The following is a 15462-nucleotide window of genomic DNA, read 5'->3' as shown; positions in this document are numbered from 1 at the left end:
GTTTACAACCGGTTTAATTTACGTAAATTTTAAACTGTTTTTCGTCCCTTGCATGTTTTGATGATATAACCTTTGTCGGTTATTGTCAATATCAAGTGTTTTATTTATTGTTTATTCGTCATTATGCACAAATAACGCTCAATTGCATTATAGGGTTCGCAGGTCTTTTGTCATTTTTTTACGTAAATATTTTACGATATGTCATACTTATGGGATTTGTAGTGTATGATTGACACCCGTAACTTGTCACCTTGTATCTTGTAATCTTGTCCTTTGTCTCCGGTACCACTTCCCCTGGGAATTTTCTCTTTTGGGTGTGGTTACAGCAGCTTGGACACAAAATTGTATCCTTTGGAACTTCTCAGGCGAAAAAGATACAATATTCCGAAGTCTTGTATCTAAACACAAAAAATCCGCCAGAAAGATACAATTTTCTCTCTGACGGATGTCATATCACCTCAATCTGTCCGGCATGGACTCATGGAAGATTTCCTTCCATGCAAGCCTGAGCTGTTTCGGCTCGACCTGATACGGCTGAACTCCCACATACTTTGGAAGCTGTTCTTCACTTACCAGGGACTTGGCAACGACTGCCGCGGCCGCCCTTCCCTGCTCGTATGGTCTCTGTGTGCTGAGTCCTTTGACTATTCCTTCCTCCATGCACCGGGCTATACCATGGTCAAGATCAGTTGTGAACACCGCCACATCCTCCCTGCCAAGCTCCTTGAGTGCCTTTATAGCCAGAAGTGCCGGGCGATCCCAGCTCACATACATTGCCTCAATTTCAGGATTGGCAGTTATCACGTCCTTGGCTACCTGATATGCATTGGATATCTCTCCAAAACTCCTGATCGTAACTATGTCAATATCAGGATAACTGTCCTTGATTATCCTCTCAGCGGCGGTATCCCTGACTCTTGTTCCGTAGAATGCCGCACCATGAATAATGAAGCCTGCCTTTTTTTTCTTATTCTCCTTGCAGTATTCCCCCAGCATTCTTCCAGTGTTCGTTCCGTTCTCCGACTCATTTACTGATACACAGGACACATAGCTGTTCTTGGACATGCCATCCGGAACATTGCTTATGAACACCAGCTTTGACACCTTGGAAAGCTCCTGAAACTTCTCTCTGGTACGACTGTCATCCGCCGGAATAGCTATAACTGCGTCCGGCTTCTGAAGCCTTATTCCATCGAGCTGTGCATTCTGAAGTTCAGAGTCAAAGTGTGCATCCATAACCGACACCACATCTATTCCGAACTGCTCCAGCTCCTCACGTATACCCTTCTCATGAAGCTCCGCCCAGGACGTACCGGTATAATGAAATGATATGGCCACTCTGAAATGTCCAGCCTTCAGCCTCTGTTTTTCCTCCTTCGTCAGCACCACGGAATCCGGGGCAGCTGCCTTATCTCCAAATGGTCCATTATCCAGCATCTTGGTGGATTTCCTGACAACCAGTTCCACATCGGCATAGCAGTCATGGGATATGGCCGCACCTGTGTTGATCTTCTCAAACAACATCCCAACAGCCTTGGCGCTTAGTCCCTTCACATCTCTTCTCAGTATTGTAAGAGGTGGATAAGTAAGTTCAGACCAGCTCTCATCACCAAATCCAACCACAGATATCTCTCCCGGACAGTCGATTCCCATATCTCTCAGTGTCTTCATAAGATAAAGAGTTATTCTGTTGCCCCCCGCAAGTACAGCGGTCGGCCTGTACCTGCGGAGCGCCTTCTGGATGACGAGCATACAGTCATCCTCGCCATTTTCCAGGGTCACATCCACTATATTTGCATCATTTGTATTGATGTTGTACTTCTCTAGCGCATTTAAAAAGCCCCTGGTCCTCTCGTCCTTCGTCGTGCTGTCCGTGCTCTCCCGGAAGAACAATACATTCTTGTGTCCGCTGGACAACAGATAATCCGCCCCTTTGAATATCGCCTCACGATCCCTGAACTCAACGGAATCTATTCCCTCACCGAGTATATTTCTCTCCACACAGACAAATGGAACACCCGACTGTATGAGCTTTGTGTAGTTAGATGCCACATCGCTCACCGGCGCATGTATGATACCCGCAACCTTCTTGTTCACCAGAAGTCCGGCAAGCACCTGCGCCTCCTCCTTGAGATCATTGTCTGTTATCGCCACAAGGAACTGATATCCCTGCACACTGACAAGCTGCTTCACATAAGCTACCACATCTCTGTATATCGTACTTTCAATGTTTGGAATGACTGCAACTATCGTGGACTCCCGGCCAACCAGCAGTTTTCTCTCCTTATCTGCTATCTTATTCTGATATCCGGTCTCTACTATGATCTTCTCTATCTTATCCACAAGCTCAGGTCTTACATACCTTGTCCTGTTTATAACATGTGATACAGTGGCTATGGACACCCCGGCCATATCCGCTATTTCTTTTATCGTAACCTTGCTTTTACTCATACAGCATCCTTTCTCCCTTGTAAGCCATATACATCAGTTCTGCCAATTGATATTCTCCCCCTGGATAAGCGGATATCTGGCAAGCGAACTGCTATCCAGATCCTCTCTGTTCATATCCACTGCATTTATCTGATGACCCTCGTAGGTATTGTAATAGTATATTCCCTTGTCAGCATTGCAGCAGGACGTGTATATGGTTATCTCATATTTGTCAGGCGCAACCTCACAGCAGCCCCTCTGCTGATCAACAGAGCCAAGTATGTGGAAGAACTGGCTTACACTCTCAGCCTCTGAATCCGCAGGCAGACTGTTCTGCTTAACAAATGCCACCCTTGCAAATCTCGACGTGGATGACAGGTCTCCCGGAAGTCCTATGGCCCCCATGCCACGGCTGTAAGTGACAAGTCCCACCTCCGGGGCAAACGTGTTCACCGGCTGCTTTGGTGACAGCCCCATATACTGATTGAGCAGGAACATCTGCTGAGGAAATGGCGGGTTGTTCGTGAGAACCCCAACCGGATTCTCATACACATGCAGACCATCTGCCATACACTCCACTGTTATTGCACCATTTCTGTCTGCAATGATCCAGTGGAGCTGCGCTGTAGGAAGCTGCTCAGAAAATGGTGTGCCGGTCAGGTTCATCCTGTCCAGAGCTACCCTTGCCTCACCCACGCTGGCGCAGCTTCCGAGTATCCACGGGATGAACTCGTACTGGGCTACATTGTCCCTCTCACCACTCTCATCCGCTTCCTGATACACTGCATTTCCGACAAAATTCAGGCCTGCCATTCCAAGCCCCTTCTCATTTATAGCATCGTAGTAGAGAGGATATCCCCCCGCCACATGCGCCATGCCTATCATTGCATAGTGACTGTTTTTCCTTCCCATATATCTGAATTCAAACGGATAATTTCTCGGAGTCACGGTGATCTCATCGCCGTACGAGAATTCATAATCCAGCGTTCTTCCAAAATAGAAATCCTTTGTCTTATATGTCGCTGCTGTACACATATTTTGTCTCCTTTCAAATCTCTGCAGATAATCATATCGTCAGTTCAAAGCCATAACAGCTCTTTTCAAATCCATAGTGTTCATAGAAGCCATGTGCCCCTGTCCGCGGAAGACCGGAATCAAGGGTGATGGCCTTACAGCCCCTCTGCTTTGCAAGCTTCTTTGCATGATCCAGAAGTGCCACACCATATCCCTTGCCGCGGTCCTCCTCTCTTGTTATAAGGCTTGACACATAGCATGTGAGCCCCGACATCCAGAATGTATTGAAATAATCTCCATGGCACATGCCCCTGCAAATGCCTTCATCCCATAATAAAAACGCAAAGCTGCGTTCGTCATCTATGACGTCCATATATACTTTGCGTATTTCTTCCCTGTCATATGTATTATATGTCCATAATTTTTCTATAAAATCAAATACAATATCAAAATCCTCTGCTGCCGCTTTTCTGATCTCCATAATTATATTCTCCTTTCCATTGAACACCAGCCATGCAAAATTTGCCTTCGGCAAATGGCTGGCGCTACATGTCAAGTTTTCACAGAAAACTTGACACATCCATTGAACACCAGCCATGCAAAATTTGCCTTCGGCAAATGGCTGGCGCTACATGTCAAACCTCAGTCCAATTAAACTGACTTTGCACCATCAACTAAATTACAGCCAATGCTTACATTATAAAATATCAAAGTGATTATTAACAGACCGCCACTCATAAATTTATTATAAAATATCCCGGTAAAAAGTGAGGAGGCAGATACGCACAACACTGTATCTGCCTCCTCACTTTTATATCTTTGTCTCCACATCCGGGAATTCAAGTACTATCTCGAATCCATTCTGCCACTTTGAATTTGCCGTCACTGTGATACCCAGATCATGCGCCATCTCACTGACAAGATACAGTCCCATGCCCGTTGCATGCTTCCTGTTCTCACCCGAATCACCCGTGACACCCTTCTCGAATATGTATGGCATGTCACAGCTCTTTACACCTATGCCATTGTCACTCACGGACAGCAGCTTTTTGTCACCCGCCGTCCAGAAGTCAAATGATATCTCCGGCTGCTCATTTGTGTATTTCATGGAATTGCTCACAAGCTGACCGAGTATAAACTGCAATCCCCTGCGGTCACTGTACACCTCTCCATTCTCAAGACACTTTCTGACCCGTATGCCCTTCTCCTCAAGCAGGGATCTGTAGTCAGCTATCACCTCATCCACGCATTCTTCCACATCTATGCTCTCCATGAGATAATCCTTGGAATCGCTTTTCAGTCTGGCGTAGTAGAGCATCTGGTCCACATAGTTCTGCATCTGGCTGGTCACATTGTCCATCTTCATCACAACATTATGAGGCAGCTCATCTCTCCTGTTGTCCACCACAAATGTCAGCAGAGAGATGGGGGTCTTGATCTCATGTGCCCAGTTCTCCACATACTCCTGATAATCCCTGAGCTGTCTGCCACTCTGCATCACTGAATCTCTCAGATCGTGAAGCTCCTCCGACAGCACGCTCACATATTCCTGTTCAGAAGCCCCGCACAGGCTCCTCATTTCTATCTCGCTCTGTTCATCCGGGGCAGTGACAAATCTCCTGAACGCCTCAATCTTCTTCCTGTCCTTTATACACAGCACCGAGCACACCGCCGCGAACAGTATCACAGTGAACATGCCAACCAGCACCCTTATTCTGACAAATGCCTCTGGTGCCACAAGCCACATGAAGAAGCAGAACGCCACGTCCGTCAGAAGCAGCAGACCAAGCCAGACAATATTCTGTTTTATAACAAGTCCAAATCTTTTCATATTTTCTCCACTCTGACAAGTGGGTCAGGCACCTCCGTCCCCAGGGAATATTTTGTATCCAACGCCTCTTACAGCTATGATCTTTGCCTTCATATCCAGTCCCGCCATTTTCTTTTTGAGTCTTGTAAGATTCACCTGCAGGGCATTTTCATCTATATACTCCGATGTGCCCCACACTGCCTCACAAAGTTTCTCCTTAGACACGACATCTCCTCCGCTTGTCATAAGTGTCTCAAATATACGTCCCTGATTCTGTGGAAGCACCGCAGATCTCCCATCTATATACAGAGTGTATGTCTGAGTGTCCAGAAGAAACCCTTCTCCTTCGATCAGGTTCTGTCTGCCCTCGTACCTCTTGAGCACATTTGCCACCCGGGCCAGAAGCCGCTCACGGCGGCATGGCTTCGTGAGGAATTCATCAGCGCCCAGCTCCAGCGCATGGAGCTCGTCCTTTAGCTGGTCCCTCGATGTGAGAACCAGCACCGGGACAGAGCTCCGCCTCTTGATCTCCCGGCATATGTCAAAGCCGCTCCTGCCAGGAAGATTGATATCCAGCAGAAGAATATCCGGAGCCATGTCCAGTATCTGTTCTATTATGTTGTCAAATCCATCTGGCTTAACTGCCCTGTATCCTGCCTTTGTCAGCATATCCAGAAGTTCATCGCACATGAGGACATCGTCCTCAACCACCATCACACACTTCACCGTTTACTCAACCCTTTCCGGTGTCATCATCGCCATGAGATATCTGTTGCTTGAGCGTTTCACCGCTGTCATATAGATATATTCTACCACACACAACAGGATTATCATAACCGCAGCTATGATAAGTATCTGTTTCACACTGCCACGCATGGATTCTGACAGGATTCCCGTGAGCAGAGCACGCACACCGAATATACTGCTGACCGCCGCCACGGCAACCGGGATTCCGAAATACCAGCCCACCTGTCTGTTTGCTGAGCTGCAGAGCATTTCGTATGTCGCGCCAAGCTTCACAAGGGTTCTGTACCTTCTGCCGGACTTTCTCTGTCCCATCAGGAACTGAACACCGATTATGGTATTTGCGATTATGAGGAACACCACCGCCAGATAAAGCGTTATATATCCTGCAGCCACCGTGTAGAACATATTTCTTCCTATGTTCTGCAGATAACTCTCGCAATCAGCGTTTATACTCTCAAAATCTATGCCGTCAAGTTTCTCATTTTCGTCCATTATGGCTTTCATGAGGCCCTTACCGTCCACGATATCCTTTTTGAGAATGGCATTTACATATAACTCGTAATTGTCATTTGTCAATCTGGCAAATGTATCATCGTCCACGATAAGTCCGAACGACAGGGTTATCGATGAATCTGTCACGATCTTCGTGGTCTGGACCTCTCCGATCAGATGATACTCATCTCCTCTTACATCCACCTCCGGCCTCTCTGCCAATACCTCATTCAGTAAACCCCCGCGGTAATCAGTAAAGAAATCCGTATAGAGTGCCAGTTCATTTTCTCCGAGCTCCAAAGGCTCCTTTCCCGCAGCCTCAAGCACCTTGTTGTACGCACTCTCCTGGATCAGGTAAGGGTATGTCATGTAAGACATGTTATTTATAAGCACATCCCTGTCCTCTGAAGCTTTGAGTTTTTCAAGCTCAGATATGACATTCCCCACGTTCACAGCATCATCATGGGACTCATTTTCACCCATCTTTATATAACCAAGCTTCATATCGAATACGTCCGAGAAATCCTCCAACACGCCGGCTTCCTCCAGCTTTGCGCGGATATTCCTGCTGTCCGCCTCAGCGTCATCCCCATATGAGGCAAATGTATAATCGAGCACATGATCCATATTCTGTCTGGATATACATATGCCAACGCCCGAACCGCAGCAGCACAGAGCGCCGAGTATGAGTATCGAGCTTATTGCAAGCGTTCCAGATTTTGTTACTACATTTTCGTGTATCTGCCTGAAACCGAACACAGCAAGTGGTTTTGAGCCATTTGCACGTCTGGCCAGTGCATCAACAAAGAGCCTGAGGCCGAAAAACAGCAGGAACATGCCAACAAATCCCAGTGTTATGGTGACCGCCATATATTTTACGCTGATCCACGAATAGCCGCCTATTCCCTGACAGTATGCAATGACCAGCGCAACAAGACCGAAGACTGCACTCACACCATACACAGGAGCCGGAAGCTGTTTCTTCTCTGTCTCCGGTGTATCTACAAGGAGATCGCCTATCTGCTTTCTTGCAAGCTTACCGCTCAGTATGAGAAATGCTGCAAGCTTTATCGCTACAAATCCAACAGTTGTCAGTATGACTGCCTGCAGTGAAAATGATACGTGATGACCTATAACGCCAAGACCTACCAGTCTGGCTGTGAGAAGGCTGACCACCTCAGACACCAGGATCGCTATAGGAAGTCCGATGAGCAGAGCCACTACGCTGCTGCCCAGATCCTCCGCCATCAGCAGGGCAAAAAGCTTTGATCTTCTCATCCCCATCATTATATACATTCCAAGTTCGTGCCTCCGTCGTTCGAGCTGGTATTTGCTTGCATAGTATATAAGAAAAAACAACATGACCAGTGAAAATACATAGAACACCGCCGCTATCTGAAGAAGACTGTTCACCGCATCGCTTTCAAGACTTCTCAGGAATATCATCACATCCTGATGGGACAGCGCCAATATGATATAAAATGCCACTATGGACACAACCAGCGAAGCGAAGAACAGACCATTCTCTTTCCTGCTTCTCCTGCTGTTCCTCATTGCGAGTTTAAAGAACATTTGCGCTGCCTCCTCCCATCTGCGCCATCAGCTTGAGTATCCTCTCATAAAACTCCTGCTGCGACTCTCTCTCCATATCTCTTCTGAGCTCATGGAATATCCTGCCATCCTGTATGAAGAGTATCCTCTTGCAGAAGCTGGCCGCATTTGAGTCGTGGGTCACCATAAGTATGGTAGTGTTGTCATCCCTGTTCAGTCCCAACAGCTTCTCCATGAGTGACTTTGCATTTCTTGAGTCGAGTGCTCCGGTCGGCTCGTCCGCAAGAATGATCCCCGGATTAAGTATGAGCGCTCTGGCGGCCGCAACCCTCTGTCTCTGACCACCAGACATCTGCGACGGGAATTTGTCAAGCACGTTATCTATCTCCAGATATGATGAAAGCTTTTCCAGTCTGCTTCTGCTCTCATCCTCGGATACACCGTGTATTGACAACGGAACCATAATGTTCTCTCTGCCTGTTAGATTGTCCAGAAGTTCAAAGTTCTGGAACAGATAACCTATCTCCCTGCCTCTGTACTGCGCAAGCTTCGCACCTTTAAGCACCTGTATCTCTTTGCCCTGGAGCTCTATGGTTCCGCTGTCAGGCTTTATGACCGTTGCGATACAGTTCAGCAGTGTGGACTTTCCCGATCCACTGCTACCCATGATGCCAAGGAACTCCCCCGGCATGATCTGAAATGATATGCCGTCCAGAGCCTTAGTCTGGTTTGGCTTTTTGCCATAGTATTTCTTCAGTGATTCTATCTTTAATAAACTATCCATATTGTTCACCTTTCTTATTTTCATGGGGCCGGAGTGCTATCACGGACTTTTGCTCGTTGCCCACGTTAATACAAAAGCAGCGCCGCTCTGATATCATAATATCAGAACGACGCTGTGATTAACACTTACACCTCTTGTAAGTTTTCCTCTCGGATAATCTGTATGTTTTATTGGATCTACTCTGCATCCTCAGTCTTTGGGGTCTCGTGGACATCCATGTTCTTAGGAAGCACAAGATTCAGAATGATGGCAACTATGAATACAACAGCCACACAGTTCTCAGCAAATACCGTCTGCACAATCTTAGGGAAGATCTGGATAAGGGAGCCTATTCCTGCAATTATCATCGCGCTCTGAATTTGCTGTTTTAGCTTGTTCTTTACTCATTTTCTTTCCTGTATTTTTTTGTCCATTTCAACAGAAATGATTCTACCATAGTTCGTGCAATATAGACATGTTTTTTTGTCGCTTTTTCCTAATTTTTTTAGTATAATGTAAATGCTAATTTTAAAAAATGGAGGGATAACTATGGCATGGTATGATGAGGCAGTATTTTATCACATTTATCCATTGGGACTTGCAGGAGCCCCTAAACAGAACGACTACGGTGAGCCTGTTCACCGCTTAAACACCCTGCTTCCATGGGTGGATCATATAAAGGAGATCGGCGGTTCAGCACTGTACATCGGACCACTCTTTGAGTCAGTCGGACACGGCTACGAGACTACAGATTACAAGAAGCTCGACTCCCGTCTCGGAACAAATGAGGACCTGACAGCATTTGTGGCTTACTGCCATGAACAGGGAATAAAGGTCATCTTCGACGGAGTGTTCAACCACACAGGCCGTGACTTCTTCGCATTCAAGGACATCCAGGCAAACAGAGAGAATTCACATTACAAAGACTGGTACTGCAACGTGAATTTCTGGGGCAACAACGAGTACAACGACGGTTTCTCTTACGACAACTGGGGAGGCTATAACCTTCTCGTCAAGCTGAATCAGAAGAATCCTGCTGTCGTTGACTATATATGCGATGTGATTCGTTTCTGGGTGAGTGAGTTCGATGTGGACGGAATCAGACTTGACGCTGCGGACGTCCTTGATTTTGATTTCATGAAGGCACTGCGCCGCACAGCAAATGAAGTGAAGCCGGATTTCTGGCTCATGGGTGAGGTCATCCACGGCGACTACAGCCGCTGGGTAAACGGCGAGACTCTTCACAGTGTCACCAACTACACACTTCACAAGGCTCTGTACAGCGGGCACAACGACCACAACTATTTTGAAATCGCGCACACTGTAAGACGTCTCCAGAACATGGGAACATTAAAGCTCTACAACTTCGTAGACAACCATGATGTGGAGCGTATCTATACAAAGCTTACCAATAAGGCTCATTTTGCACCTGTACATGTATTGCTCTACACTCTTCCGGGTGTGCCTAGCATATACTACGGTTCAGAATTTGGCATTGAGGGACGCAAGGAATATGGCTCGGACGATTCCTTAAGACCAGCTCTCAATATAGAAGATTACAAGGATTCAGTAAAAACTAACCCTTGCACAGCACTCATCGCCGCACTCGGCAAGGTACGTCAGGCCGTTCCTGCACTGTCATATGGCAGCTACGATGAGCTGATGCTCACCAACAGACAGTTCGCATACGCGAGGGATCTTGACGGAACACGTGTCATCGTGTCAGTGAACAACGACGATGCCCCAGCCGGAATGCACCTTGCAGCAGGGAACTGCACAGCATACATCGGCGCCCTGTCAGGCGAAAAGGTATCTGTACATGATGGTCATATCAACATAACCCAGCCTGCAAACAGTGGTGAGATCTGGGTGCCTGAGGGAACAGACCTGGATGTAAAGCCGGTTAAGGTTGTGACGAAGACTGATAGCGAAGCTAAGACCAACACAGAAGATAAAGCAGCATCTGAAACAGCTACCGATGCAAAAGGCAATAAGGAAGCTGAACCAAAGATAGAATCCAAAGACATTGTGACTGCTACAGAATCTGCAGATGCTAAGAAAAACACTACTGATATTGAGAAGAATACTACTGCCGCCAACGAGGTAAAAGATTCAGCCAAGGACGCTTCTGCCCAAGCTGCCGCCGACACCCCGGTTGATCCAGAAACCATCACAGTTGACTGGAGCAAGTCTCCGGAATCCATGACAGTTCCTGAACTTCAGGCTGCAATCCTGGCAAAGCTTGCCGGAAACGGACCTGTTGACGCACAGATGAAAAAGACAGTCGTAGATAATATCTGGCACGACTCTCTCGTCAATTGGCTGAAGAGTTTCAGATAAAATTACGTAGAAACAGCCAGGTGCATATTCTCCAAATTGGAGAACATGCACCTGGCTATTTTTTCACCTAAAAATCAACAAATTGCAGCCTGCGGCCATCAAACCTGATATAACCATCAAAAAAACTGCTGACCATATCGCCTGACTGCTGAATATACCACTGTTTTCCAGATAAAATTCGTACGGATTTTCTGGGTTGATATAAAGATATACCACATCGCCTTTACTTATATTCAGTCCATATACATATGTCTGCTCATACACTTTATACTGCTTATCCCTGTATGTAAATTCAAATACTCCCGCCTCCGGATATCTTCTGCCGGCTCTCATATCCTGTCTCATATCTGCACGTACATCATGGCATACAGCTTTCACAGTAAATGAACATCTTCGCTCAAGCGCTTTTCTCTTACATATCACAGAGAGCAGTGTTATTGCACTGACCACAAAGAATGCACAGGCAAATATCTCTGCATAAAATGCTCCAACATTGCAATTTTCTCTCCCCAATATCCGTTCCGGGAGCAATACTATCTTATCCGCAAAAGAGCCATCTTTCACAGCACACGCCGCCCATATCAGCGCCGATGCAGCACCGGCAAACACAGATATGAACACTATACCGATGATGCTCCCCCGCTTTCGCTTCTTAATCATCGGAATAAGAGTCTTTAGAATTATGACAAGAACTATCCCGGCAAAAAACTGCCCCACAACAAGCATAACAGCATCCGTTCCGATCTCACTTGCAACAAATCCGGCTATAATACTGGCAACAAACCATATGCCAAATATTACGCCTCCAATTTTCTCAGGCATAGAAACATTTTTTTCTTCTAAATTGTTATTTCCCATATACCCCACCTCTCAGCAAATATCCCGCAGCGATCCTACTGCTCCCTGAACTTTATCTCGCCCGTAGCAGCGTCCATGCTGTCCACTATCGCAAGCGACTCAAGATGATATCCGAGATTCCTGATGACCTGACCACCTGTCTGGAAGCCCTTCTCAACTGCGATTCCGATTCCCTCTACGCTGGCGCCTGCTGACTTGACTATGGAGATGAGTCCCTGAAGCGCACATCCATTTGCAAGGAAATCATCTATGATAAGAATCTTGTCCTCCGGATTTATAAATTTTTTGGATACGATAACCTGATTCTTACACTTGTGTGTAAATGACTCAACCTCTGCCACATACACATCGCCCTCTATATTAATGCTCTTTGACTTCTTCGCAAATACAACAGGCACGTCAAAATGTCTGGCAACAACACAGGCAATGCCTATTCCGGATGCCTCTATAGTAAGGATCTTGTTGATCTCTGTTCCCTCAAATCTCTTCTTGAACTCCTCACCGATCTGATCAAACAGACGTATATCCATCTGGTGGTTCAGGAAACTATCCACCTTGAGAACATTGCCCTCCTTTACTATTCCATCCTTAGTTATTCTCTCTTCCAAAAAATTCACGTCGTAATTCCTCCTTGAATACCTGTCAAATACGAATCCGTCCGTACTCGCTCATTCTCTAAGTTCCAAATGCCATCTTCACCAACACTTTTATGCCATACGGAAATTATCCTCATCTCAATCTGACGTTACTGATTCGTATGTAATCATAATTATAGACATAATACAACAACAATCTAAGTTTTTCCACCCTAATTATATACATTCATATACAACTTTTACATGCGGTGTATTCAAGTAAATCACCACCGAACACAAATCTCACAATCACTAGATAAGTCCCCTGTTAGATGCCTCCCTAACCGCCCCGGCCTTATCAGTCACCCCGAGTTTCCTGTACACCTGGTTCAGATGATACTTTACATTCGCCTCCGACATGTTGAGTCTGTCCGCTATCTTCTGTCTGGACAGCCCCTCTGCCTGCAGTTTAAGTATGGCTGTAGCAGTCTCACTGAGTTGAACATCATCCACTCCCGCTTTCATATATCCGGGGTAGTATCTCGTCATACTCTCAGTCTCCTTCTGCAGTTGTCTGAAATATGCCCTTCTTGCGGCTATCTCCTTATCGTCAGCACCATCTTTCTCGACTTTCCATCCACAGGTATTTATAAGAGTATTCACCGCCGCACCTTCTCTGGATATAATCCTTGTGAAGCTATATTCCATCGCAGTATCCATAGCATGGCACATCGCCTTTTTCCAGTCATCATTTTTTAATCGCTGCAAAGCTACAGCCATCAGCACACTACATTCTATCCCTATATACGTACGGGACATCATCTCAGCATAATATCTTAGCTTTGTCAGCAGCGAATATGCCTGTTCATTCCGTCCGCTTTGAAGGTATACTCTCACTTTGGTTAGATAGATAAACCTGTCATATATCCTGAATTCAACATTTTCATCCGGAGCATTTTCCATCCAACCTGTAACACAGGCTCTATCTCCTCTGTACAGGCTGCATCTGGTCTCAAATGCATATATATTGGGAAGGAGATTTTGTCCTTCCTCTTTTTCAGCCTTTCCCTCTATTCCATTCAAAACCTCAAGAGCCTCCTGTGGCTTTCCGTTCTGCAAATGCAGCCACGCCAATATACCATCAGCAACAAAGCACTGCTCTATTTTCCCTCCTGCTTCCGCCTGCATTCTGCCCTTTGCCGCAAGAGTTGCCACTTCATAATTATCTCCGCTCTTTTCAAGAAAACTCTCCGCCAAAGCAAGATTTACAAGGCCTTTTCCATATTTTCCAAGCACAAACTCAACTATCCTGCCAACCTTCGATGCCAGCTCTCTGTCTCTCTTGCTCCACTCACAGAAATCTTTTCCACCGTTCATCATTGAAGGCAGATTGGATGTAACCGACCATTCCTGTATTCTTACCTCCTTATTAAAGACCATTGTGTATGCTGACTTCAAAAGCTTTAATACATCAACACTTCCTCTGTGCGGCAGACCAATATCCAGATACAGCAAAAGCCCCTTTGCATTTTTCCTGGCACTTCCCTGGTTTTCATCTGCATATAATTTTAGTCTGTCGTACCATCTTTCACTCTCATCAGGATTTAGAAGGAGTGACTGCAGCATGCTCATACCACACATAAGCTCAGGACTTTTCTCGATGACATGATCCGGAAGTTCCAGGTAATATTTTTTCAGATCATAGTAATAACCACTGTTCGCCGCATGTCTGGCATTATCGACAAGTATTGAAACTATTCGCTCTGTAACTCCTGCATTTTCATACATCTCTAGAGCTTTCCTTATATCTCCGTTAAGTCTGTAAAACAGTCCGGCATTCTCATACAGGCCTCTTATACGCTCTTTCTCGTACTTCCGCTTAAGACGTCTGCGCATAGAGACCCTCATGTGAAACTGCAGTTGATATTGTGTATTGCCATCCTTATCCATCCGGCTGGTCATAAAGTTTCCAAGCCACTTTGCCCTCTCGATCAAAAGCTCACTGTCACTTCTTCCGGTTATCATCTCAGCCTGTTTTGTTGTAAACTCATCCACCACGGATATTTCCATGAGAAATTCCTGCATTTCCACATCCCAGTTATCATACACATGATACTCAAGGTAATTACACATCTCATCCTCAACGCGTCTCGAAAAATCATTATACATATCATCTGTTATCTCGCTTGTATATGCCATTTCCATGTATTTGATGTGGCACATCTCCACAGCCAGCGGAAGTCCTGTAGTCTCATAGTACATTCTCTGCACTTGTGCCTCATTGATACTAAATCCAGCGTATTCAGCATACTTCTTTATATCCTCCAAACTGAACATAAGCAGCTTGCTGTCCACCACATAAAATCCTTCTTGAAATCTTACAGCAGAAAGCCATGGGGGAACCGGACACCGGCCAACGAGTATAACCCATACGTCTTCTCTTCTAATGAGTTCTATGATCTGCTCCCTCACTGTGTCCACATCCCCCCATGAGAGCTCGTGCAGATTATCTATGACAATTATTTTTCTTGCGTTGCTGCTTTCTACCACAAGGTCATCCGGTCTGATACCGCCGGCATCCACCACCATGTACTTACGTGTTCCAAGATATCTGCTGACAAGAGTCGTCTTTCCCGAACCACTGACCCCGAATATATATGCAGTTACATTCCCTTCATCCGCTGTCTTCAGAAGCCTCCAGGCTTTTTTCGGTTTTATAAAACAGCCTTTATTACCCGAAGCCGTATTCCCCATATGTACAAATCTCCTTTTCTCACTTTTTAATCCCGGTATAGATAATCAACACCCTGTATATATCAGCAAAGGTGCCTGCATCCAGCCCCAACGGGCCGGATATCAAGCACCTCATGCAGCTACTATTT

At 45.9% G+C, this 15462-nt stretch carries 12 protein-coding genes; 1 reads left to right on the top strand and 11 read right to left on the bottom strand.

Going from position 1 to position 15462, the window contains the following annotated elements; genetic code table 11:
- Positions 1 to 453: 453 nt before the first annotated feature.
- The 8 genes from DWX57_RS09500 to DWX57_RS09465 all read right to left on the bottom strand — a co-directional run bounded on the left by DWX57_RS09500 (position 454) and on the right by DWX57_RS09465 (position 9175).
- The gene (locus tag DWX57_RS09500) at positions 454 to 2451 is read right to left on the bottom strand and encodes a LacI family DNA-binding transcriptional regulator (protein ID WP_120123887.1); all 1998 of its coding nucleotides are present in this window, start codon (positions 2449 to 2451) and stop codon (positions 454 to 456) included.
- Between the two features lie 33 nt (positions 2452 to 2484).
- Positions 2485 to 3465, bottom strand: coding sequence for a choloylglycine hydrolase (gene bsh, locus DWX57_RS09495; RefSeq protein ID WP_120123885.1), 981 nt, complete (start codon positions 3463 to 3465; stop codon positions 2485 to 2487).
- 31 nt (positions 3466 to 3496) lie between these two features.
- A complete protein-coding gene (locus DWX57_RS09490) occupies positions 3497 to 3925 on the bottom strand; it encodes a GNAT family N-acetyltransferase (protein ID WP_120123883.1) in 429 nt (142 codons plus the stop codon).
- Positions 3926 to 4255: 330 nt separating this feature from the next.
- A complete protein-coding gene (locus DWX57_RS09485) occupies positions 4256 to 5275 on the bottom strand; it encodes a sensor histidine kinase (protein WP_055223621.1) in 1020 nt (339 codons plus the stop codon).
- A 24-nt stretch (positions 5276 to 5299) separates the two neighbouring features.
- Positions 5300 to 5968: a response regulator transcription factor gene (locus DWX57_RS09480; protein WP_004849887.1), complete on the bottom strand. Its 669-nt coding sequence runs from the start codon at positions 5966 to 5968 to the stop codon at positions 5300 to 5302.
- 15 nt (positions 5969 to 5983) lie between these two features.
- Complete coding sequence (locus tag DWX57_RS09475) at positions 5984 to 8065, bottom strand: FtsX-like permease family protein (protein ID WP_120123880.1); 2082 nt, start codon at positions 8063 to 8065, stop codon at positions 5984 to 5986.
- Entirely contained in the window at positions 8055 to 8828 is a 774-nt protein-coding gene (locus DWX57_RS09470) for an ABC transporter ATP-binding protein (protein WP_117874890.1), read from the bottom strand. The genes DWX57_RS09475 and DWX57_RS09470 overlap by 11 nt, the downstream gene beginning before the upstream one ends.
- A 176-nt stretch (positions 8829 to 9004) precedes the next feature.
- Positions 9005 to 9175: a hypothetical protein gene (locus DWX57_RS09465; protein ID WP_158564597.1), complete on the bottom strand. Its 171-nt coding sequence runs from the start codon at positions 9173 to 9175 to the stop codon at positions 9005 to 9007.
- Positions 9176 to 9356: 181 nt separating this feature from the next.
- Between DWX57_RS09465 and DWX57_RS09460 the strand changes: the two genes are divergently transcribed.
- The gene (locus DWX57_RS09460; protein ID WP_120123877.1) at positions 9357 to 11147 is read left to right on the top strand and encodes an alpha-amylase family glycosyl hydrolase; all 1791 of its coding nucleotides are present in this window, start codon (positions 9357 to 9359) and stop codon (positions 11145 to 11147) included.
- A 63-nt stretch (positions 11148 to 11210) separates the two neighbouring features.
- Here DWX57_RS09460 and DWX57_RS09455 read toward each other — a convergent pair whose 3' ends face one another.
- The 3 genes from DWX57_RS09455 to DWX57_RS09445 form a co-directional block, all read right to left on the bottom strand.
- Entirely contained in the window at positions 11211 to 12005 is a 795-nt protein-coding gene (locus DWX57_RS09455) for a hypothetical protein (RefSeq protein WP_004849874.1), read from the bottom strand.
- 35 nt (positions 12006 to 12040) lie between these two features.
- Positions 12041 to 12622 (bottom strand): xanthine phosphoribosyltransferase, encoded by a 582-nt coding sequence (locus DWX57_RS09450; protein WP_004849872.1) that lies wholly within the window; start codon positions 12620 to 12622, stop codon positions 12041 to 12043.
- A 270-nt stretch (positions 12623 to 12892) separates the two neighbouring features.
- Positions 12893 to 15334, bottom strand: coding sequence for a LuxR C-terminal-related transcriptional regulator (locus tag DWX57_RS09445; protein WP_118017846.1), 2442 nt, complete (start codon positions 15332 to 15334; stop codon positions 12893 to 12895).
- Positions 15335 to 15462 lie beyond the last annotated feature (128 nt).

Source organism: Coprococcus sp. AF19-8AC, from assembly GCF_003603115.1.
GTDB classification, from domain to species: domain Bacteria; phylum Bacillota; class Clostridia; order Lachnospirales; family Lachnospiraceae; genus Coprococcus; species Coprococcus aceti.
Note: the sequence above shows the minus strand (reverse complement) of the source record. Positions and strands in the feature narration are given on the sequence as shown.